This is a genomic window from Pantoea sp. SORGH_AS_0659 (genome assembly GCF_031453915.1).
In the GTDB taxonomy this organism is placed as follows: Bacteria; Pseudomonadota; Gammaproteobacteria; order Enterobacterales; family Enterobacteriaceae; genus Pantoea; species Pantoea leporis.
Window position 1 is genome coordinate 3,410,648 of record NZ_JAVJAK010000001.1, and the last position, 20,740, is coordinate 3,431,387.

17 protein-coding genes, 2 tRNA genes and 3 rRNA genes are annotated in these 20,740 nt (G+C 53.5%); 9 read left to right on the forward strand and 13 right to left on the reverse strand.

What is annotated here, in order from left to right; all coding sequences use genetic code 11:
• The first annotated feature begins 6 nt into the window (after positions 1-6).
• Positions 7-915 (forward strand): DNA-binding transcriptional regulator YafC, encoded by a 909-nt coding sequence (yafC, locus tag Q3H59_RS16225; protein ID WP_277974556.1) that lies wholly within the window; start codon positions 7-9, stop codon positions 913-915.
• A gap of 15 nt (positions 916-930) precedes the next feature.
• Here yafC and dkgB read toward each other — a convergent pair whose 3' ends face one another.
• The 7 genes from dkgB to gmhB all read right to left on the reverse strand — a co-directional run bounded on the left by dkgB (position 931) and on the right by gmhB (position 8,198).
• Positions 931-1,734, reverse strand: coding sequence for a 2,5-didehydrogluconate reductase DkgB (gene dkgB / locus Q3H59_RS16230; protein WP_277974555.1), 804 nt, complete (start codon positions 1,732-1,734; stop codon positions 931-933).
• Between the two features lie 169 nt (positions 1,735-1,903).
• Positions 1,904-1,980 (reverse strand) — tRNA-Asp (locus tag Q3H59_RS16235).
• 102 nt (positions 1,981-2,082) lie between these two features.
• Positions 2,083-2,198, reverse strand: a 5S ribosomal RNA gene (gene rrf / locus Q3H59_RS16240).
• A gap of 207 nt (positions 2,199-2,405) precedes the next feature.
• A 23S ribosomal RNA gene (locus Q3H59_RS16245) occupies positions 2,406-5,310 on the reverse strand.
• A 215-nt stretch (positions 5,311-5,525) separates the two neighbouring features.
• Positions 5,526-5,600 (reverse strand) — tRNA-Glu (locus tag Q3H59_RS16250).
• 88 nt (positions 5,601-5,688) lie between these two features.
• Positions 5,689-7,228, reverse strand: a 16S ribosomal RNA gene (locus tag Q3H59_RS16255).
• Together the 16S, 23S and 5S rRNA genes with 2 tRNA genes alongside form the textbook arrangement of a ribosomal RNA operon.
• 409 nt (positions 7,229-7,637) lie before the next feature.
• Positions 7,638-8,198, reverse strand: a complete 561-nt coding sequence (gene gmhB / locus Q3H59_RS16260; RefSeq protein ID WP_192412323.1) for a D-glycero-beta-D-manno-heptose 1,7-bisphosphate 7-phosphatase — start codon at positions 8,196-8,198, stop codon at positions 7,638-7,640.
• A gap of 187 nt (positions 8,199-8,385) precedes the next feature.
• On the opposite strand from gmhB, the gene metN reads away from it, so the two are divergent.
• From metN to proS, 6 genes are all read left to right on the forward strand, one after another.
• On the forward strand, positions 8,386-9,417 hold the full coding sequence (gene metN / locus Q3H59_RS16265) for a methionine ABC transporter ATP-binding protein MetN (protein ID WP_101762027.1): 1,032 nt from the start codon (positions 8,386-8,388) through the stop codon (positions 9,415-9,417).
• Entirely contained in the window at positions 9,410-10,063 is a 654-nt protein-coding gene (locus Q3H59_RS16270; protein WP_101762028.1) for a methionine ABC transporter permease MetI, read from the forward strand. Before metN ends, Q3H59_RS16270 begins: the two co-directional genes overlap by 8 nt.
• 37 nt (positions 10,064-10,100) lie before the next feature.
• A complete protein-coding gene (locus Q3H59_RS16275) occupies positions 10,101-10,916 on the forward strand; it encodes a MetQ/NlpA family lipoprotein (RefSeq protein ID WP_277974554.1) in 816 nt (271 codons plus the stop codon).
• Positions 10,917-11,045: 129 nt separating this feature from the next.
• Positions 11,046-11,447, forward strand: a complete 402-nt coding sequence (rcsF, locus tag Q3H59_RS16280) for an Rcs stress response system protein RcsF (RefSeq protein ID WP_101762030.1) — start codon at positions 11,046-11,048, stop codon at positions 11,445-11,447.
• Complete coding sequence (gene tsaA / locus Q3H59_RS16285; RefSeq protein WP_277974553.1) at positions 11,444-12,151, forward strand: tRNA (N6-threonylcarbamoyladenosine(37)-N6)-methyltransferase TrmO; 708 nt, start codon at positions 11,444-11,446, stop codon at positions 12,149-12,151. Before rcsF ends, tsaA begins: the two co-directional genes overlap by 4 nt.
• A gap of 89 nt (positions 12,152-12,240) precedes the next feature.
• Positions 12,241-13,959: a proline--tRNA ligase gene (gene proS / locus Q3H59_RS16290; RefSeq protein ID WP_277974552.1), complete on the forward strand. Its 1,719-nt coding sequence runs from the start codon at positions 12,241-12,243 to the stop codon at positions 13,957-13,959.
• Between the two features lie 30 nt (positions 13,960-13,989).
• Here proS and arfB read toward each other — a convergent pair whose 3' ends face one another.
• Positions 13,990-14,400, reverse strand: coding sequence for an alternative ribosome rescue aminoacyl-tRNA hydrolase ArfB (arfB, locus tag Q3H59_RS16295; protein ID WP_101762033.1), 411 nt, complete (start codon positions 14,398-14,400; stop codon positions 13,990-13,992).
• 214 nt (positions 14,401-14,614) lie between these two features.
• Here arfB and Q3H59_RS16300 point away from each other — a divergent pair, with 214 nt between their 5' ends.
• Entirely contained in the window at positions 14,615-14,815 is a 201-nt protein-coding gene (locus Q3H59_RS16300) for a YaeP family protein (RefSeq protein ID WP_036622231.1), read from the forward strand.
• Complete coding sequence (rof, locus tag Q3H59_RS16305; protein WP_101762034.1) at positions 14,802-15,065, forward strand: Rho-binding antiterminator; 264 nt, start codon at positions 14,802-14,804, stop codon at positions 15,063-15,065. Before Q3H59_RS16300 ends, rof begins: the two co-directional genes overlap by 14 nt.
• Positions 15,066-15,104: 39 nt before the next feature.
• Here rof and Q3H59_RS16310 read toward each other — a convergent pair whose 3' ends face one another.
• The 5 genes from Q3H59_RS16310 to accA all read right to left on the reverse strand — a co-directional run bounded on the left by Q3H59_RS16310 (position 15,105) and on the right by accA (position 20,734).
• Entirely contained in the window at positions 15,105-15,413 is a 309-nt protein-coding gene (locus tag Q3H59_RS16310; RefSeq protein WP_309836736.1) for a cytochrome c, read from the reverse strand.
• 14 nt (positions 15,414-15,427) lie between these two features.
• The gene (gene tilS, locus Q3H59_RS16315; protein ID WP_309835844.1) at positions 15,428-16,729 is read right to left on the reverse strand and encodes a tRNA lysidine(34) synthetase TilS; all 1,302 of its coding nucleotides are present in this window, start codon (positions 16,727-16,729) and stop codon (positions 15,428-15,430) included.
• 54 nt (positions 16,730-16,783) lie between these two features.
• Complete coding sequence (locus tag Q3H59_RS16320; protein WP_309835846.1) at positions 16,784-17,173, reverse strand: VOC family protein; 390 nt, start codon at positions 17,171-17,173, stop codon at positions 16,784-16,786.
• Between the two features lie 75 nt (positions 17,174-17,248).
• The gene (locus tag Q3H59_RS16325) at positions 17,249-19,399 is read right to left on the reverse strand and encodes a lysine decarboxylase LdcC (RefSeq protein ID WP_309835848.1); all 2,151 of its coding nucleotides are present in this window, start codon (positions 19,397-19,399) and stop codon (positions 17,249-17,251) included.
• Positions 19,400-19,774: 375 nt separating this feature from the next.
• Positions 19,775-20,734 carry an acetyl-CoA carboxylase carboxyl transferase subunit alpha gene (gene accA / locus Q3H59_RS16330; RefSeq protein ID WP_280172481.1) on the reverse strand — a complete coding sequence of 320 codons (960 nt, stop codon included), beginning with the start codon at positions 20,732-20,734 and terminating at the stop codon, positions 19,775-19,777.
• Positions 20,735-20,740 lie beyond the last annotated feature (6 nt).

Sequence of the window (20,740 nt, forward strand, 5' to 3'; positions counted from 1 at the left end):
GGGATAATGAAAGCATCGTCAGATGAGCTTAAGGTGTTTATCGCTGTAGTGGAGAGCGGCAGCTTTAGTCGCGCTGCAGAACAGTTGCAGATGGCCAATTCAGCGGTGAGTCGCACGGTTAAAAAACTGGAGAATAAGCTGGGTGTCGCGCTCTTAACGCGTACTACGCGTCAGCTAGCGCTCACTCATGAGGGCGAGCATTATTTTCGCCGCGTGCAAAAGTTGATGCACGAGATGTCAACCGCCGAGAGCGAGTTGATTGAGCGTCAGATGGCGCCTCAGGGCGTACTGCGTATTGATGCTGCTACACCCGTAATTCTGCATCTGTTGCTACCGATGATTAAACCCTTTCGTGAGCGCTATCCCAATGTCACACTATCGCTCATATCTTCAGAGAGCTTTATTAACCTCATCGAACGTAAAGTCGATGTGGCGATTCGCGCTGGCAATTTGACGGATTCTACACTGCGCGCTCGTTTGCTCTTTATAAGCTATCGCAAATTAGTGGCGACGCCGGCTTATCTGGCGAAATATGGTGTCCCTGCATCAACAGCTGATTTGGCTCAGCATGAATGCCTTGGCTTCGTTGAAACGCCACGCTTAAATCGCTGGCCAGTCGCAGATGAAGGTGGCGATCTTTATGACATCACGCCAGGAATGTCATCTAACAGCGGCGAAACGCTTAAACAGCTAGTGCTAGGCGACCAAGGTATCGCGTGTTTATCAGATTTTATGGTAGATAAAGAGATAGCCGATGGTACTTTTATTGAACTGCTTGCTGAACAGCGTATCCCAGTTGAGATGCCTTTTAATGCAGTCTATTACAGTGACTTAGGAGTTAGCCAACGCGTTAGGGCGTTTATCGATTTTCTGAGTGAATGGGTTAAAGCTCAGCCCTGGCGAGTGCAGGGCTGAAAAGGGATGCAGCGATTAATCCCAGTCTGGCGCCAAACCTTCTGGACCCACTAAGCGCTGATGACGATCCAGCGCGGCAATATTTGCCATATCTTGATCGTCTAGCTGCAGATCAACCGCTGTCATGTTGCTCGCCAGGTTTTCACGTTTGGTTGATGACGGGATCACCGCGTAACCTAACTTCATCGCCCATGCCAAAACAACCTGTGCCGGAGTAGCTTTGTGCTTCTGTGCAATGGTATTAATTACCTCATCCTTCAGCGCTTCTCCATAAGCTAACGTCATGTAAGAAGTGATGTGAAGACCATTCTTTTTAGCAAAATCAACCACCTGCCGATTCTGCAGAAAGGGATGCAGCTCAATCTGGTTAGTCGCTATATTTTCCACGCCAACCGCGTCAATCGCCTCTTTCATCAAAGCAATTGGGAAGTTTGAGATACCAATTTGCCGCGTCAGGCCTGCTTCTTTTGCTGCCATCAATGCCAACATGCTCTCTTTTACCGATACCGCCGATCCGGGAGAAGGCCAGTGGATTAAAGTGAGATCGACATAATCGGTGCGCAGTTTCGCCAGACTTTCTTTCAAGCTGGGAATCAACTTCTCAGCCGAAAGATTCTCAATCCAGATTTTGGTGGTAATAAACAAGTCGCCGCGTACTACACCACTCTCAGCGATCGCCTGCCCCACAGCCGCTTCATTTTCATAGATTTGCGCAGTATCAATTGTGCGATAGCCAAGTTCCAACGCAGTTTTAACTGAATGGATTACAACGTCATCTTGCAGGCGGAAAGTACCTAAACCAAAGGCGGGGATCGTCATGATTTCCTCATCGTATAGCGTTATGTTTCGATGGGAACTATTGTGGCAAGTTTATTGTTGCTGAAAAATCCGTTTATAAGCAAAAAAATTTTGATTTTTTATCAACAATAATGACGAAATTGCAGATATGAAAAAGCCCTGACTTTTCAGTCAGGGCTTATCAATTAAGTGGCGGAACGGACGGGGCTCGAACCCGCGACCCCCTGCGTGACAGGCAGGTATTCTAACCAACTGAACTACCGCTCCACCGATTCTGTACTGATATCAGACAATCGTTCTGATTTCAGGTGTTTCGCCCTTCCCGCGTCACGGGGAAGGTCACGACCCGGTGACGGGTCTTAAATTGATGCCTGGCAGTTCCCTACTCTCGCATGGGGAGGCCCCACACTACCATCGGCGCTACGGCGTTTCACTTCTGAGTTCGGCATGGGGTCAGGTGGGACCACCGCGCTAAAGCCGCCAGGCAAATTCTTGCTGCACGAAACGAATATTTTTCACTGATGCCGCGTTGCTCTCCCTCGCGTAACTCAGTCACATACTTCAGTATGCTCCCTCGCTCCGTCTCGGTCGGCGCCTCGCCTCAGCGTAAAATCTTCGCTTCCGCTAATTCTTTATCCGGTAAAACAAGCTGAAAATATCGGTCTCTCAGACCAAAACGCCTCTGGCGTTGTAAGGTTAAGCCTCACGGGTCATTAGTACCGGTTAGCTCAACGCATCGCTGCGCTTACACATCCGGCCTATCAACGTCGTAGTCTTCAACGTCCCTTCAGGACTCTCAAGGAGTCAGGGAGAACTCATCTCGGGGCAAGTTTCGTGCTTAGATGCTTTCAGCACTTATCTTTTCCGCACTTAGCTACCGGGCAGTGCCATTGGCATGACAACCCGAACACCAGTGGTGCGTTCACTCCGGTCCTCTCGTACTAGGAGCAACCCCCCTCAATTCTCCAGCGCCCACGGCAGATAGGGACCGAACTGTCTCACGACGTTCTAAACCCAGCTCGCGTACCACTTTAAACGGCGAACAGCCGTACCCTTGGGACCTACTTCAGCCCCAGGATGTGATGAGCCGACATCGAGGTGCCAAACACCGCCGTCGATATGAACTCTTGGGCGGTATCAGCCTGTTATCCCCGGAGTACCTTTTATCCGTTGAGCGATGGCCCTTCCATTCAGAACCACCGGATCACTATGACCTGCTTTCGCACCTGCTCGAGCCGTCACTCTCGCAGTCAAGCTGGCTTATGCCATTGCACTAACCTCCTGATGTCCGACCAGGATTAGCCAACCTTCGTGCTCCTCCGTTACTCTTTGGGAGGAGACCGCCCCAGTCAAACTACCCACCAGACACTGTCCGCAGCCCGGATTACGGGCCTACGTTAGAACATCAAACATTAAAGGGTGGTATTTCAAGGTTGGCTCCACGCAGACTGGCGTCCACGCTTCAAAGCCTCCCACCTATCCTACACATCAAGGCTCAATGTTCAGTGTCAAGCTATAGTAAAGGTTCACGGGGTCTTTCCGTCTTGCCGCGGGTACACTGCATCTTCACAGCGATTTCAATTTCACTGAGTCTCGGGTGGAGACAGCCTGGCCATCATTACGCCATTCGTGCAGGTCGGAACTTACCCGACAAGGAATTTCGCTACCTTAGGACCGTTATAGTTACGGCCGCCGTTTACCGGGGCTTCGATCAAGAGCTTCTCCTTGCGGATAACCCCATCAATTAACCTTCCGGCACCGGGCAGGCGTCACACCGTATACGTCCACTTTCGTGTTTGCACAGTGCTGTGTTTTTAATAAACAGTTGCAGCCAGCTGGTATCTTCGACTGCCTTCAGCTCCATCCGCGAGGGACTTCACCTGATGACAGCGTGCCTTCTCCCGAAGTTACGGCACCATTTTGCCTAGTTCCTTCACCCGAGTTCTCTCAAGCGCCTTGGTATTCTCTACCTGACCACCTGTGTCGGTTTGGGGTACGATTTCGTGTTACCTGGAGCTTAGAGGCTTTTCCTGGAAGCAGGGCATCAGTTACTTCACCACCGTGGTGGCTCGTCGTCACGCCTCAGCCTTAAGATACCCCGGATTTACCAAAGGTATCAGCCTACACGCTTAAACCGGGACAACCGTCGCCCGGATAACCTAGCCTTCTCCGTCCCCCCTTCGCAGTAACACCAAGTGCAGGAATATTAACCTGCTTCCCATCGACTACGCTTTTCAGCCTCGCCTTAGGGGTCGACTCACCCTGCTCCGATTAACGTTGAACAGGAACCCTTGGTCTTCCGGCGAGCGGGCTTTTCACCCGCTTTATCGTTACTTATGTCAGCATTCGCACTTCTGATACCTCCAGCATGCCTCACAGCACACCTTCAACGGCTTACAGAACGCTCCCCTACCCAACAACACATAGTGTCGCTGCCGCAGCTTCGGTGCATGGTTTAGCCCCGTTACATCTTCCGCGCAGGCCGACTCGACCAGTGAGCTATTACGCTTTCTTTAAATGATGGCTGCTTCTAAGCCAACATCCTGGCTGTCTGTGCCTTCCCACATCGTTTCCCACTTAACCATGACTTTGGGACCTTAGCTGGCGGTCTGGGTTGTTTCCCTCTTCACGACGGACGTTAGCACCCGCCGTGTGTCTCCCGTGATAACATTCTCCGGTATTCGCAGTTTGCATCGGGTTGGTAAGCCGGGATGGCCCCCTAGCCGAAACAGTGCTCTACCCCCGGAGATGAGTTCACGAGGCGCTACCTAAATAGCTTTCGGGGAGAACCAGCTATCTCCCGGTTTGATTGGCCTTTCACCCCCAGCCACAAGTCATCCGCTAATTTTTCAACATTAGTCGGTTCGGTCCTCCAGTTAGTGTTACCCAACCTTCAACCTGCCCATGGCTAGATCACCGGGTTTCGGGTCTATACCCTGCAACTTAACGCCCAGTTAAGACTCGGTTTCCCTGCGGCTCCCCTATACGGTTAACCTTGCTACAGAATATAAGTCGCTGACCCATTATACAAAAGGTACGCAGTCACCCCATTAAAGAGGCTCCCACTGCTTGTACGTACACGGTTTCAGGTTCTGTTTCACTCCCCTCGCCGGGGTTCTTTTCGCCTTTCCCTCACGGTACTGGTTCACTATCGGTCAGTCAGGAGTATTTAGCCTTGGAGGATGGTCCCCCCATATTCAGACAGGATACCACGTGTCCCGCCCTACTCTTCGAACTCACAGAATGTGCACTTTCGTGTACGGGACTATCACCCGGTATCGTGCGACTTTCCAGACGCTTCCACTAACGCACAAACTGATTCAGGTTCTGGGCTGTTCCCCGTTCGCTCGCCGCTACTGGGGGAATCTCGGTTGATTTCTTTTCCTCCGGGTACTTAGATGTTTCAGTTCCCCGGGTTCGCCTCGCAACACTATGTATTCATGTTGCGATGATGCACTGGGTGCACCGGGTTTCCCCATTCGGACATCGTCGGCTGTAGCGGTTCATATCACCTTACCGACGCTTTACGCAGATTAGCACGTCCTTCATCGCCTCTGACTGCCAGGGCATCCACCGTGTACGCTTAGTCGCTTAACCTCACAACCCACAGGCGTTTTGCAACGCGCGCAGACTGCAAGCATTTGAGAGACTCGAACATATCGCCGCTTCATTCTTATTACGGAGAATGAAGACGATACGTCGTTTCAATTTTCAGCTTGTTCCGGATTGTTAAAGAGCAGTATCTCAGACGCAGCTCGTAAGCTTCGTTTGAGATACGTCGTGGAGACACCTTTCACCTGTCACCAAGCAAGTGGCGTCCCCTAGGGGATTCGAACCCCTGTTGCCGCCGTGAAAGGGCGGAGTCCTAACCGCTAGACGAAGGGGACACGATAGTGTCACGACTTCGCAGCCGTCTTGCTCATTACTTTCTATCAGACAATCTGTGTGAGCACTTCGCGGGAAGGTATCTTCAGGTAAGGAGGTGATCCAACCGCAGGTTCCCCTACGGTTACCTTGTTACGACTTCACCCCAGTCATGAATCACAAAGTGGTAAGCGCCCTCCCGAAGGTTAAGCTACCTACTTCTTTTGCAACCCACTCCCATGGTGTGACGGGCGGTGTGTACAAGGCCCGGGAACGTATTCACCGTAGCATTCTGATCTACGATTACTAGCGATTCCGACTTCACGGAGTCGAGTTGCAGACTCCGATCCGGACTACGACGCACTTTATGAGGTCCGCTTGCTCTCGCGAGGTCGCTTCTCTTTGTATGCGCCATTGTAGCACGTGTGTAGCCCTACTCGTAAGGGCCATGATGACTTGACGTCATCCCCACCTTCCTCCAGTTTATCACTGGCAGTCTCCTTTGAGTTCCCGGCCGAACCGCTGGCAACAAAGGATAAGGGTTGCGCTCGTTGCGGGACTTAACCCAACATTTCACAACACGAGCTGACGACAGCCATGCAGCACCTGTCTCAGAGTTCCCGAAGGCACCAAAGCATCTCTGCTAAGTTCTCTGGATGTCAAGAGTAGGTAAGGTTCTTCGCGTTGCATCGAATTAAACCACATGCTCCACCGCTTGTGCGGGCCCCCGTCAATTCATTTGAGTTTTAACCTTGCGGCCGTACTCCCCAGGCGGTCGACTTAACGCGTTAGCTCCGGAAGCCACTCCTCAAGGGAACAACCTCCAAGTCGACATCGTTTACGGCGTGGACTACCAGGGTATCTAATCCTGTTTGCTCCCCACGCTTTCGCACCTGAGCGTCAGTCTTTGTCCAGGGGGCCGCCTTCGCCACCGGTATTCCTCCAGATCTCTACGCATTTCACCGCTACACCTGGAATTCTACCCCCCTCTACAAGACTCCAGCCTGCCAGTTTCGAATGCAGTTCCCAGGTTAAGCCCGGGGATTTCACATCCGACTTGACAGACCGCCTGCGTGCGCTTTACGCCCAGTAATTCCGATTAACGCTTGCACCCTCCGTATTACCGCGGCTGCTGGCACGGAGTTAGCCGGTGCTTCTTCTGCGGGTAACGTCAATCGGTGAAGTTATTAACTCCACCGCCTTCCTCCCCGCTGAAAGTACTTTACAACCCGAAGGCCTTCTTCATACACGCGGCATGGCTGCATCAGGCTTGCGCCCATTGTGCAATATTCCCCACTGCTGCCTCCCGTAGGAGTCTGGACCGTGTCTCAGTTCCAGTGTGGCTGGTCATCCTCTCAGACCAGCTAGGGATCGTCGCCTAGGTGAGCCATTACCCCACCTACTAGCTAATCCCATCTGGGCACATCCGATGGTGTGAGGCCCGAAGGTCCCCCACTTTGGTCTTGCGACGTTATGCGGTATTAGCTACCGTTTCCAGTAGTTATCCCCCTCCATCGGGCAGTTTCCCAGACATTACTCACCCGTCCGCCACTCGTCACCCGAGAGCAAGCTCTCTGTGCTACCGTTCGACTTGCATGTGTTAGGCCTGCCGCCAGCGTTCAATCTGAGCCATGATCAAACTCTTCAATTTAAGTTTGATTTGCTGAAACCAGTTCAGCGGTGCTCATCTGTAAAACGTCATAATGAATTTCATTATGTGTTCACTCGTGAGGCTTTGATATTTTTTTGCGTCCGGAGACGCGGATATCAATCCTGCGAGTGCCCACACAGATTGTCTGATAAATTGTTAAAGAGCGTTGCGAACAGCGGCTGAACCGCCTGTCGCGAGGTGGCGTATACTACGCTACTCTCCTTCGGAGTCAAACACTTTTTTCAGCGTCTTCATCCGGCGGGATGAATTTCTTCACTCCCTGCCGAGCCGTCTGCGTTGCCGCTTTGCCGTCTCAGTGGTGGCGCATTATAGGGAGTTATTCGGAGCTGACAAGTGCAAATTTCAAGTTTTTTGCTGTTCGCTTGAAATTTGCGCAAAAGGCCCGTTTTCAAGCCTTTTTGATACGTGCTGGCAGCTCTGCCAGACTATTAATCACCCAATCCGCCACTGCTTCCCCTTCTGCCGTTACCGGCTTGCCACTACGCACCAGCACTTTGGTACCCACACCCGCTGCTAACGCCGCCTGCATATCTTCTATTTTGTCGCCTACCATATAAGAAGAAGCCATATCGATATCCAGATGCTGCTGCGCGGAGAGCAACATGCCCGGCTGCGGCTTACGGCAATCACACTGCTGGCGATACGCTTCTACCGTTGCATCTGGCAAATGCGGACAGAAATAGATGCCATCCAAATCAACATCACGATCGGCCAGCGACCAATCCATCCATTCTGTGAGTTGCATAAACTGGTCTTCGGTAAACATGCCACGCGCAATGCCCGACTGGTTAGTCACCAGTACCAGCGCATAGCCCATCTTCTTTAACGCCTGTAGCGCTTCGATGGTGCCATCAATGAATTCGAAATTATCGATTTCATGAACATAGCCGTGATCAACATTCAATGTGCCATCACGATCAAGAAAAATAGCCGGGACTTTGTTCGCCACGTAGAAACTCCTGCTGAAAATGTGTCGCTAAGTATCGCATGATTGCGTATAGCGAGAGAATGGCAGTTTGAATGACTTCCATTGATTTAGCCGTCTGGATGCCTTAACATCCATCCAAATTTCGCACAGCCCTGCTGAGTGAAGCCCGATACACCACGGACTATGCAACACGATAATAAATAAACTAATGATTAAACTCGAAAATATCACCAAAGTGTTCCAGCAAGGCTCACGCACCATTCAGGCGCTGTCCAACGTCAGCCTGCACGTGCCTGCTGGACAGATCTATGGCGTCATCGGTTCCTCTGGTGCCGGTAAAAGTACCCTGATTCGCTGCGTCAATCTGCTGGAGCGCCCAACCTCCGGACGCGTGCTGGTTGATGGCCAGGAATTAACCACCCTTTCTTCTGGTCAATTGACGCTGGCGCGCCGCCAGATTGGCATGATTTTCCAGCACTTCAATCTGATGAACTCCCGCACCGTCTCCGGTAACGTGGCGCTGCCATTAGAGTTAGGCAATCTTTCGCGCGAACAGATAAAGAAGCGCGTTAGCGAATTACTCGATCTGGTGGGATTATCAGACAAGCATGATAGCTGGCCAGCGAATCTCTCTGGCGGACAAAAGCAGCGTGTTGCGATTGCCCGCGCACTGGCGAGCAATCCTAAGGTGCTGCTGTGTGATGAAGCCACCAGCGCACTGGATCCTGCAACCACGCGTTCGATTCTGGAGCTGCTTAAGGACATTAACCGTCGTCTAGGCATTACCATTCTATTGATCACCCATGAAATGGATGTGGTGAAACGCATCTGCGATCAGGTTGCGGTGATCAGCAATGGTGAGTTAATTGAAAAAGACAGCGTGAGCGAAGTGTTTTCGCATCCGAAAACGCCGCTGGCGCAACAATTCATTCAATCGACGCTGCATCTGGATATCCCCGACGACTACCAGCAACGCATGGCGCCACAGCCAACAGCTGATAGCGTGCCGCTGCTGCGTCTCGAGTTCACCGGCAAATCGGTGGATGCTCCGCTACTGTCAGAATCGGCTCGCCGCTTTAACGTTAATAACAACATCATCAGTGCGCAGATGGATTACGCCGGCGGCGTGAAGTTCGGCATCATGCTGGCTGAGATGGATGGCAGTGAAACAGATACACAAGCCGCGATTGCCTGGCTGAAAGAAAATCATGTGAAAGTAGAGGTGTTGGGTTATGTCTGAAGCGATGATGTGGTTACTGACGCGTGGCGTCTGGGAAACGCTGATGATGACCTTCGTCTCTGGTTTCTTTGGTTTTGTCCTCGGTCTTCCGATTGGCGTGCTGCTGTATGTGACGCGTCCCGGCCAGATTCTGGCCAACAACGCGCTTTATCGCGTGCTGTCCGCGCTGGTGAATATCTTCCGTTCTATTCCGTTCATTATCCTGCTGGTATGGATGATTCCGTTCACCCGCGCCATAGTCGGCACCTCGATTGGCCTGCAAGCCGCGATTGTGCCACTAACCGTCGGCGCCGCGCCGTTTATTGCACGTATGGTGGAAAACGCCCTGCTGGAACTGCCAACCGGATTGATCGAAGCGTCTCGCGCCATGGGCGCCACCCCGCTGCAGATCGTGCGTAAAGTCCTGCTGCCAGAAGCGCTGCCAGGTCTGGTGAATGCCGCTACAATTACCCTGATTACGCTGGTTGGCTACTCCGCAATGGGCGGAGCGGTTGGCGCAGGCGGTTTGGGCCAGATTGGCTATCAATACGGTTACATTGGCTATAACGCCACCGTAATGAACACCGTGCTGGTTTTGCTGGTTGTGCTGGTCTATTTAATCCAATTCTGTGGCGACCGCATTGTACGTGCTGTGTCCCATAAGTAAGCAAGCAACATCAATAGTCCTCTATTAAGGAAAGGATATGTCTTTTACATTTAAAAAGATTGCCGCTGTGGGTGCTCTGATTGGCGCAATTGCGCTGGCAGGATGCGATCAGAAAGCAAAAGATCCAAACCACATTAAAGTGGGTGTGATTGTCGGCGCTGAACAGCAGGTTGCTGAAACTGCAGTTAAAGTGGCGAAAGAGAAATATGGCCTCGATGTTGAGCTAGTGACCTTTAACGATTACGTGCTGCCAAACGAAGCACTGAGCAAAGGTGATATTGACGTTAACGCCTTCCAGCACAAGCCGTACCTGGATCAGCAGATCAAAGATCGCGGTTACAAGCTGGCCTTCGTAGCGAACACCTTCGTTTACCCAATCGCCGGATACTCGAAGAAAATCAAATCACTGGATGAACTGCAGGACGGTTCACAGGTTGCTATCCCGAACGATCCAACCAACCTGGGACGTTCACTGCTGCTGCTGCAGAAAGTCGGCCTGATCAAACTGAAAGATGGCGTTGGCCTGCTGCCAACCTCACTGGATATCACTGAGAACCCGAAAAAGCTGAAGATTGTTGAGCTGGAAGCGCCGCAGCTGCCACGTTCACTTGACGATCAGCAGATCGCACTGGCGGTGATCAACACCACGTACGCCAGCCAGATTGGTCTGACGCCAGCGAAAGATGGCATCTTCGTGGAAGACAAAGATTCACCTTACGTGAACCTGATTGTTAGCCGTGAAGATAATAAAGACGCGGAGAACGTGAAGAAGTTTGTGCAGGCTTACCAATCAGACGAAGTGTCTGAAGCGGCCAACAAGATCTTTAACGGTGGCGCAGTGAAAGGCTGGTAATGTTCACCTTTCATGCCTTGCAGGGCGGCTTCGGCCGCCCTTTCTTTTGCCATAAATTGCACCTGACTTGTTATTTATTGTCGTCCTTGTTTCAATAACGCCACTTTTTTATTACTTGAGGATGTTGCCATGCGTTTTTTACCGCTCTGCTTGTTAGCATTGATGCTGACCGGGTGTGTGCGTGAATATCACCCGATAAGCAGTGCTCCTTCTCGTCCGCAACAAGCATCCAGCGAACCACAACGTAAACCGACTCCACGTCCCGCGCCGGTGAAGATCTACACCGATGCGACCGATCTGGTCAGCAACCCGTTCCGCGATTTGGGCGAAGTCTCTGCTGAAGATTGCCAGAGCAGCAGCCAGGATTCGCCTCCTAACATCAACACCGCGCGCAAGCGCCTGCAGATTCGCGCAGCCGGCATGAAAGCCAACGCCGTCCTGCTGCATAAGTGCGAAATTGTCACCAGCACGCCGGGATGCTATCGCCAGGCCATTTGCCAGGGCTCCGCACTGAAAGTATCAAATCAATGAGTGAGTTTGCCTTTGCGCAAATCGGCGTGATTCGTTCGCCGTGGAAAGAGAAGTTTGCCGTCCCGCGCCAGCCCGGTCTGGTGCAGGATGGCTGCGGCGAGCTGCATCTGCTACCACCTTACAATCAGCCGGAAGCCGTGCGCGGGCTGGAAGCGTTTAGTCATTTGTGGGTGCTGTTTGTATTCCATCAAACCATTGAAGGAGGCTGGCGTCCGACCGTGCGTCCCCCGCGCCTCGGTGGCAATGCGCGTATGGGCGTGTTCGCCACCCGTTCAACCTTCCGCCCCAATCCTATCGGCATGTCGCTGGTTGAGTTAAAAGGCATTCGCTGCGAGAAGCAGCAGGTGATCTTGCAGCTCGGCAGCCTCGATTTAGTCGATGGCACGCCTGTGGTGGATATCAAACCTTATCTGCCGTTTGCCGAAGCGCTGCCTGATGCGCGCGCCGGGTTTGCGCAGGCGGCGCCTGATGCCACCATGCCGGTGCGCTTTTCGCCGCTGGCGCAGAGCCAGCTTCAGCTGCAGCAGAAAACCCATCCGCAGCTAGCGCGTTTCATTAGCGAAGTGCTGGCACAGGATCCGCGCCCGGCTTACCGTAAAGGTGAGACGGAAGATCGTGAATATGCCGCCTGGCTACTCGACTTTAACGTGCGCTGGCGCATTGATGAGGCAGGAACCGAGGTGATCGCCCTCGATCCCCGTTAAAACCCGCTTTTGAGTGATTGATCTCGCTGGTACACTAGCCGCCAGAAAAATTTTGTCAGTTTCCTTCCGTATAACTGGAATCGTAATCAATGCGTACTACTCAATATCTGCTCTCCACTCTGAAGGAGACACCTTCCGATGCAGAAGTGATCAGCCACCAGCTGATGCTGCGCGCCGGCATGATCCGCAAACTGGCTTCCGGTCTCTACACCTGGTTGCCGACCGGGATTCGCGTGCTGCGAAAAGTTGAAAACATCGTGCGTGAAGAGATGAACAACGCCGGTGCGATTGAGATCTCCATGCCGGTGGTTCAGCCTGCCGATCTGTGGGAAGAGAGCGGCCGTTGGGAGCAATACGGCCCGGAACTGCTGCGCATTAAAGATCGTCACGAACGTCCCTTCGTGCTGGGTCCAACCCACGAAGAAGTGGTCACCGATTTGATCCGCAACGAGCTGAGCTCTTATAAGCAGCTGCCGCTCAATCTGTATCAGATCCAGACCAAATTCCGCGATGAAGTGCGCCCGCGTTTTGGTGTGATGCGTTCACGCGAGTTCATCATGAAAGATGCTTACTCGTTCCACACCACGCAGGAATCGCTGCAGGAAACCTACGACGCGATGTACCGCGCCTACAGCCAGAGCTTCAGCCGTATGGGCCTTGATTTCCGCGCCGTACAAGCTGACACCGGTTCTATCGGCGGCAGCGCATCACATGAATTCCAGGTGCTGGCACTGAGCGGTGAAGATGACGTGATCTTCTCCAGCGAATCCGATTACGCGGCCAACATTGAGAAAGCCGAAGCCTTAGCGCCGGCTGGCGAGCGTCCGCACGCCACAGAAGCCATGACGCAGTTCGATACGCCAAACGCCAAGACTATCGCCGAGCTGGTTGAGCAACATCAGTTGCCGATTGAGAAAACCGTTAAGACGCTGTTCGTCAAAGCCACCGAAGAGAGCGGCCACACGCTGGTTGCCCTGCTGCTGCGCGGCGATCATCAGCTGAACGAAATTAAAGCGGAGAAGCTGGATATCGTCGCTGAACCGCTGGAGATGGCGAGCGAAGAACAGATTCGCGCGCTGCTGGGTGCCGGTCCAGGCTCGCTCGGCCCGGTCGGTTTGACCATGCCAGTGATCGCCGATCGTACCGTGGCAAAAACAGCTGACTTCTGCGCGGGTGCCAACATTGATGGCAAACACCTGAGCGGCATCAACTGGGGCCGCGATCTGCCAGAACCGCGCGTGGAAGATATCCGTAACGTGGTGGAAGGCGATCCAAGCCCAGACGGCAAAGGTACGCTGCTGATTAAACGCGGTATCGAAGTGGGCCACATCTTCCAGCTGGGTACCAAGTACTCCGAAGCGATGAAAGCAGCGGTTCAGGGCGAAGATGGTCGTAACCAGGTGATGACCATGGGCTGTTACGGCATCGGTATTACGCGCGTTGTGGCGGCGGCAATTGAGCAGAACAACGACGAACGTGGCATCATCTGGCCTGCGGCATTGGCACCGTTTGAAGTGGCCATTCTGCCAATGAATATGCACAAATCTTTCCGTGTGCAGCAGTTGGCTGAAGAGCTGTACAACACGCTGCGTGCCAAAGGCATTGACGTGATTCTGGATGACCGTAAAGAGCGTCCAGGCGTGATGTTCGCGGATATGGAGCTGATTGGCGTGCCGCACACCATCGTAATTGGCGATCGTAATCTCGATAACGAAGAGATTGAGTACAAGGCGCGTACCGCCAGCGAGAAGCAGATGATTAAGCAACATGACATCGTCGACTTCCTGGTGAAAGCACTCAACAAGTAACGCTTAAACGCCTCCAGCCGGAGGCGTTTTTTATTGCACCTTTCCGCGCATCGCCTTCACGTTACTGCGCCGCGTTTTACCTTCCAGCCGCCTCACTTTAGAGCCGTGCGTCGGTTTGGTCGCACGCCGCACTTTTTCCACCGTGGTTAACTCCCGAATCAGATTTATCAGCCGCTGCACGGCCGCTTCCCGATTCATTTCCTGGCTGCGATGTTCCTGTGCTTTGATGATCACCACGCCTTCCGCGGTAATCAAATGATGGCTCGCCGCCAGCAGTCGCTCTTTGTAAAACGGCGGCAGCGATGAGGCATGAATATCAAATCGCAGGTGAATCGCCGTCGACGTTTTATTCACATGCTGGCCACCGGCACCTTGCGCACGGATGGCACTGAGTTCCACTTCATTATCTGCAAGTGAAAGCGATCGAGACAGCACAATCATCTGTCACCTACCGTTTGGCTCGACGTTGCGTCGCGTAATAACCTGTTCATCAACTTAACCTTTTGTGCGCACGCTGAATGCATAAGACCAGCGCGAAATGTCACTTTTGCCCATTTGCTTGCATCATTCCCGTGACGACCGGGCTGATTTCGATGAAATTCCTGTGATATAGTCGCCTATCATCCAGAGTATCAACTCTGCTGAGGAGGTGTATGTGCAAAAGTATTGTGAGTTAGTTCGCCAGAAGTATGCCGAAATTGGTAGCGGCGACCTTGGGTATGTGCCAGACGCCATAGGTTGTGCGTTGAAGGCTCTCAACGATATTGCCGCTGATTCTGCGCTAAACTCTTCTCTCAGGGAACAAGCAGCGTATGCCGCTGCAAACTTATTGGTGAGCGACTATGTTGACGAATGAAGCCTACAAACCCATCAACTGCGATGATTACGACAACCTTGAACTCGCCTGCCAAAAACACTGGACGCTGTCGTTAGAGTTAAAAAACGGCGATCAGCTCAAGGCCAAAGCCGTGGACATGGTCTCACGTAAAAACGTCGAGTACCTTGCCGTCGATCTCTCAGGCGAGACCCGCGAAGTGCGGCTCGACCACATCGCCAGCTTCACACATCCTGAGCTGGGCACCGTCGTCGTCAGCGAAGACGAGTAAAACCTCTCTCGGGCGGGAATCACATCCCGCCCACCTCGCTTAAGGTTTTAACGAACTGTAATACGCCGATAAATCTGCCATATCCTGATCGCTCAATCCCGTGACAAACGCTTTCATCACTTCCGCCTGGCCGCCGCTCCGCTCGCCTTTTTTATAGGCTTGCAGTGAATGCAGCAGATAAGGCGCATGTTGCCCGGCCAGATTGGGATAAAGCGGCACGGCGCTTTTGCCCTCCGCACCGTGACACGCCACACAGCTTGCCGCTTTTTGCGCGCCCGCATTCACATCGCCGTCGGCCAACGCCGGCAGCGCCGCAGCGAATAACGCCGCGGCCATCCAAAGTTTCATCATTGCTCTCCATTTTATTGTTGTGGTGACCAGATCGCCTGCCAGCCTTGCTCGTTGCTGGCTGCGCCTTCGCGGGTAATAAACAGCCCCGGCGCGCTAATTAACGTCTGGTTAAAATAAATCAACGGAATACGTTCGCGCTGCCAGGGCGCAACGCCCAGCTCTTGCCACAGCTTCTTCATCTCGCGGCCACCTGCGCGCCCCTGTATATGATAATAACCCTGCGCCTGGAAGCGGATCGTGATCGCTTCATCCGCTGCAGGCTGGCGCAGCTCGGCAATCCACGCATTCGCGTGCAGCGAACCTAAACCAGCGGGTAAATTAAGCGGCTGCGTGCGGTCTTGCCAGGTTAGCAAGTGCTGACTAAGTGAAGGCTGCGGCGGTAACCAATAGAGTTGCTGGCGATAGCGGCGCAGCTCAAAAGCGCCGAAACGCAAACAAGGTTTGGCATCTTCACGGCTGTTGATGACTTCATCGGTGATGCGTTTCAATGCCTCGCGCGAAGGCATCGCGCCGCCCTGTTGAGCAATCCAGCGGCGTAACAGCGCATGACGCCGCGCTTCGCTCATGTTCATTAACGGCGGGAAGTGCAGCGCGCCCTGCGCATCGCTAAGCTGCGCCAGCTGTTCCGCCATCAACTCGTCGAGCAGTTGCTCCTGCTCGCCACAGAGCGCGGCGCTGCGTGCACTGGCGGCACTGAAGTGCGGCCAGCGCGCCTGCAGCTGCGGCAGAATCTGCTGACGCAGGAAGTTGCGGTCATAGCGGCTATCGGCGTTGCTTTCATCTTCAATCCAGCGCAGTTGATGCTCGGTAGCATAGTTTTCCAGCTGCTGACGGCTAACGTCGAGCAACGGACGCAGATGCCGATGTTCACCCACGCTGCGCTGCAGCGGCATCGCGGCCAAACCCGCCGGTCCGCTGCCGCGTTTTAACGCCAGCAGCAGCGTTTCCGCCTGATCGTCAAGGTGCTGAGCGGTAAGTAAGTGTTCACCGGGTTGCAGATGCTGAAACAGCGCCTGATAGCGTGCTTCGCGGGCAGCCGCTTCAATGCCGTTGGCGCGGCCATCAACCTGCACATGCAGCACTTCACAGGGAATCTGCCACTGCTGGCAAACTTGCTGGCAATGCAGCGCCCAGCTATCGGCATTCGGGCTGAGACCATGATGGACGTGTAACGCGCGCACGTGTAGCGCTGGCTGCTGACGTTGCCAGCAGACCAATTGATGCAGCAGCACGGTGGAATCAAGTCCGCCGCTGAACGCCAGCACATAGCCAGCGTCGGGTGTCAGCAGCGAAGCAAGATGAGATAAAGACATGAGCGCGTTCCGTCCGGGCGAGCCACCGAATTGCGGCTCGCGGCGGACGCTAGTTTACGCCTGATACAGCTCCAGCGGCAAACCATCCGGATCGGGGAAGAAGGTGCAGGCTTTACCGGTTAACGCATCGATACGAATCGGCTCGCACGTCACGCCCTTCTCCGCCAGCGCCGCTATGGACTGTTCAACATCCTCAACGCAAAACGCCAGATGACGCAGGCCGCAGGCTTCCGGTCCACTAACGCGTGGCGGCGGCGAGGGGAAAGAGAACAGTTCGATGGTATAAACCCCGTTCAGGCCAAGATCGCCTTTCCACGAGTCACGATCGGCGCGGTAATATTCACCCAACAATTCAAAGCCCAGCACATCACAATAAAACGCCTTACTGCACTGATAATCGGTGGCAATAATGGCGATGTGATGGATCTGTTTAATCTGCAGCATAGCGACTCCGGTTTTCACATAAGCCGCTTACCCTACGTGGCAAATGCGACGATGAAAAGAGGTGATTGTCCTAAGTTAGCCTTCATCATCTTCACGCAATACGCGCACCAGATAACGCCCATCGTCCGTCAACGTCGCACCGTGAATATCGGTCTCGAAACCGGGATAGTGTCGGCCGATGGTGCATAGCATCAGCAGAAAATCGAGTACGGAACGGCTCTCTTCGGTGATCATCTCGCCCGGCATCACCACCGGCACGCCAGGCGGATACGGCAGAATCATGTTGGCGGAAATGCCCCCCACCAGCTCGCGAATATCCACCGTTTCCACCTGACCTTTTACCTGGCGCTGAAACGCCTGATGCGGCGTCATTTTCATCTCCGGCAGCACGTCGAACGCTTTCAACATCAGGCGCGGCAGATCATGTTGCAGGATCAATTGATGAATGCCCTGCGCCAGCGTTTGAATGCGCATGTTGCGGTAGAAGTCGGGATCTTCAGCGTAGAGATCCGGCAGCATGTTTTTCACGCGCAGGTTGAGATCGTATGCACGCTTAAACTCCGTCAGCCCACGCAGCACGCTCATCGCTTTGGTTTTATCGATGCCGATGCTGAACAGGAACAGCAGATTGTACGGCCCGGTTTTCTCCACCACGATGCCGCGCTGATCGAGGAACTTCGCCACCAGCGCGGCTGGAATGCCCTCTTCCGCCATGTTACCCAGCTCGCTCATGCCCGGCGTCAGAATGGTGACTTTGATCGGATCGAGATACATATGATCGCGATCGGCATGGGTGAAACCGTGCCAATCCTCCTCGCCCGGCTGGATCGGCCAGCATTCGGCTTGATCGACCTGCTCCGGCTGCCAGATATCAAAGAACCAGCCGTCAGACTCTTCGCGCAAGCGTTGAATCTCACGACGGAAATGCAGCGCACGTTCAACCGAGCGGTTGATCAGTCGCTTACCCGGATTGCCGCGCAGCATCGCCGCCGCGGTTTCAATCGACGAGACAATCGCGTAGCTCGGCGAGGTGGTGGTGTGCATCATGTAGGCTTCGTTGAAGGTGTGCTCGTCGTAATCGCCTTTGATGTGAATCAGCGAAGCCTGCGAGAACGCCGCTAACAGTTTGTGCGTCGATTGCGTTTCATAAATCACTTTGCCGGGAATACGATCGCCGCTCATGCCGCTTTTACCGGCATAGATCGGATGGAAATTGGTGTACGGCACCCACGCAGAATCAAAGTGGATCGATGGCACATCCAGCGTCTGTTTGATGAACTGCGTGTTGTACAGCAGGCCATCGTAGGTTGAGTTGGTGATCACCGCATGCACCGGCCAGCTAGCGCGCGGCGTGGCGTTGACCTTTTGCTGGATGTTGTCACGCGTAAACTCGCGCTGCGGAATGCCGCCCAGAATGCCCAGCGCGTTGCGCGTCGGTTTGAGCCAGATTGGGATGATGTCGCTCATCATCAGCAAATGGGTCAGCGATTTATGGCAGTTGCGGTCAATCAGCACCGTGCTACCCACAGGCGCCGCATACATGCCGACGATTTTATTCGAGGTCGAGGTGCCGTTGGTCACCATGTAGCTTTGCTCAGCGCCAAAGGTGCGCGCAACGTACTCCTCCGCTTCCAGATGCGGGCCGGTGTGATCGAGCAATGAACCCAATTCCGTGACCGAGATCGAGACATCCGCTTTTAAGGTGTTCGAGCCAAAGAAGTCATAAAACAGGCTGCCCACCGGGCTTTTCTGGAAGGCGCTGCCGCCCATGTGACCCGGCGTGCAGAAGGTGTATTTGCCCTCTTTGACGTAGGTGAACAACGCTTTAGTTAGCGGCGGCGTGATGTTATCGATGTACTCATCGGTGTACTGACGAATATGCAGCGCGATGTCATCGGCAGCGCTCAGGGCATACTCGAAGAAGTGCAGCGCCATGCGCATCTCGTTGATGCTGACATCCATCTGCGAATGGGTGTTGATGAAGGCATAGAGCGGCAGATATTCATTAAGCTGATTGATGTCGCTACACAGCGCCAGACTGTAATCGTCCCAGTCAAAAATCACACCGCAGATACGCGGATTGTGTTCAATCAACTTCAGCAGGTCGCTGGCATTATTGGGGTAAACGGTTTGGAAGCCTTGCAGCTTGAGGGCAGCATCCAGTTCGCGAATAGGCTCATCTTTGTAGAAAGCGCCGTGCGGTCCCATGATCGCAATAATATTCAATGCTCACCTCCTGTGGTGTTGTGGCACTGAATAAGGATAGCGAAAACCGCGCGCGGATAAACCTGGAATGCTCTGCTGTTGAGTGATTGCAACCGAATGCTAATGCACCAGAAAAGCCACGATCAAGCCAAAGGGGACAGGAAAGATCAGCCCGAAGAGCAAAGCATCCGAGCCATGGATGGCGAGGCCGATCTGCATGGATGCAGTGATTCTTTGCGATCGGGCTGGTCTTTTCTGGACCTTGCACCGAAGTCACAGCGAAATCGTCGAACCAGGTAGCCATGGATGGCTACCCTACGGATGGCTGATCAGAATGGTATTCGTTCGACATAAAAAAAGCGGACCGGGGTCCGCTTCTTGCTTAGCTCTGATGTATCAAGCGTAGCCGTAGTTCATCAGGCGCTGATAGCGACGGTTGAGCAACTCTTCGGTGCTCAGAACATCGAGATCGGCCAGATCGGCCAGCAGTTGCTGCTTAAGCGAAGCCGCCATATCTACCGGTTGACGATGCGCGCCGCCCAGCGGCTCAGGAATGATGGAATCGATCAGCTTCAGCTCTTTCAGACGCTCAGCTGTGATACCCATCGCTTCCGCAGCCAGCGGAGCTTTATCGGCGCTTTTCCACAGGATCGACGCACAACCTTCCGGTGAAATCACCGAATAGGTGCTGTATTGCAGCATATTGACTTTGTCGCCCACGCCGATTGCCAGCGCACCACCGGAACCGCCTTCGCCGATTACGGTACAAATCACCGGAATTTTCAGGCCAGACATTTCACGCAGGTTGCGTGCGATCGCTTCTGACTGACCGCGCTCTTCTGCACCCACGCCCGGATAAGCTCCCGGCGTATCGATGAAGGTGATCAGCGGCATCTTAAAGCGTTCAGCCATTTCCATCAGACGCAGCGCTTTGCGATAGCCTTCTGGTGCCGGCATACCGAAGTTACGACGAATTTTCTCTTTGGTCTCGCGACCTTTCTGATGACCAATGATCATCACTGGACGATCGTCAAGACGGGCAATACCGCCGACAATCGCTTTATCATCGGCATAAGCACGATCGCCAGCCAGTTCGTCGAAATCATCAAACGCGTTGCGGATATAGTCCAGTGTATAAGGACGCAGCGGATGACGCGCGAGTTGCGCCACTTGCCATGCGCCTAAATCGGAGAAGATTTTACGGGTCAGCTCAACGCTTTTTTCGCGTAAACGTTGCACTTCCTCATCCAAATTAATATCGTGTTTCTCATCCGAACGGCCAATCGATTTTAACGAGTCGATTTTCGCTTCAAGCTCTGCGATTGGCTGTTCAAAATCCAGGTAATTAAGACTCATAATGTT

Coding starts and splice junctions, on each gene's coding strand:
- yafC (WP_277974556.1), top strand. CDS start 7: ATGAAAGCATCGTCAGATGAGCTTAAGGTGTTTATCGCTGTAGTGGAG.
- dkgB (WP_277974555.1), bottom strand. CDS start 1,734: ATGACGATCCCCGCCTTTGGTTTAGGTACTTTCCGCCTGCAAGATGAC.
- metN (WP_101762027.1), top strand. CDS start 8,386: ATGATTAAACTCGAAAATATCACCAAAGTGTTCCAGCAAGGCTCACGC.
- Q3H59_RS16270 (WP_101762028.1), top strand. CDS start 9,410: ATGTCTGAAGCGATGATGTGGTTACTGACGCGTGGCGTCTGGGAAACG.
- Q3H59_RS16275 (WP_277974554.1), top strand. CDS start 10,101: ATGTCTTTTACATTTAAAAAGATTGCCGCTGTGGGTGCTCTGATTGGC.
- rcsF (WP_101762030.1), top strand. CDS start 11,046: ATGCGTTTTTTACCGCTCTGCTTGTTAGCATTGATGCTGACCGGGTGT.
- tsaA (WP_277974553.1), top strand. CDS start 11,444: ATGAGTGAGTTTGCCTTTGCGCAAATCGGCGTGATTCGTTCGCCGTGG.
- proS (WP_277974552.1), top strand. CDS start 12,241: ATGCGTACTACTCAATATCTGCTCTCCACTCTGAAGGAGACACCTTCC.
- arfB (WP_101762033.1), bottom strand. CDS start 14,400: ATGATTGTGCTGTCTCGATCGCTTTCACTTGCAGATAATGAAGTGGAA.
- rof (WP_101762034.1), top strand. CDS start 14,802: ATGTTGACGAATGAAGCCTACAAACCCATCAACTGCGATGATTACGAC.
- Q3H59_RS16310 (WP_309836736.1), bottom strand. CDS start 15,413: ATGAAACTTTGGATGGCCGCGGCGTTATTCGCTGCGGCGCTGCCGGCG.
- tilS (WP_309835844.1), bottom strand. CDS start 16,729: ATGTCTTTATCTCATCTTGCTTCGCTGCTGACACCCGACGCTGGCTAT.
- Q3H59_RS16320 (WP_309835846.1), bottom strand. CDS start 17,173: ATGCTGCAGATTAAACAGATCCATCACATCGCCATTATTGCCACCGAT.
- accA (WP_280172481.1), bottom strand. CDS start 20,734: ATGAGTCTTAATTACCTGGATTTTGAACAGCCAATCGCAGAGCTTGAA.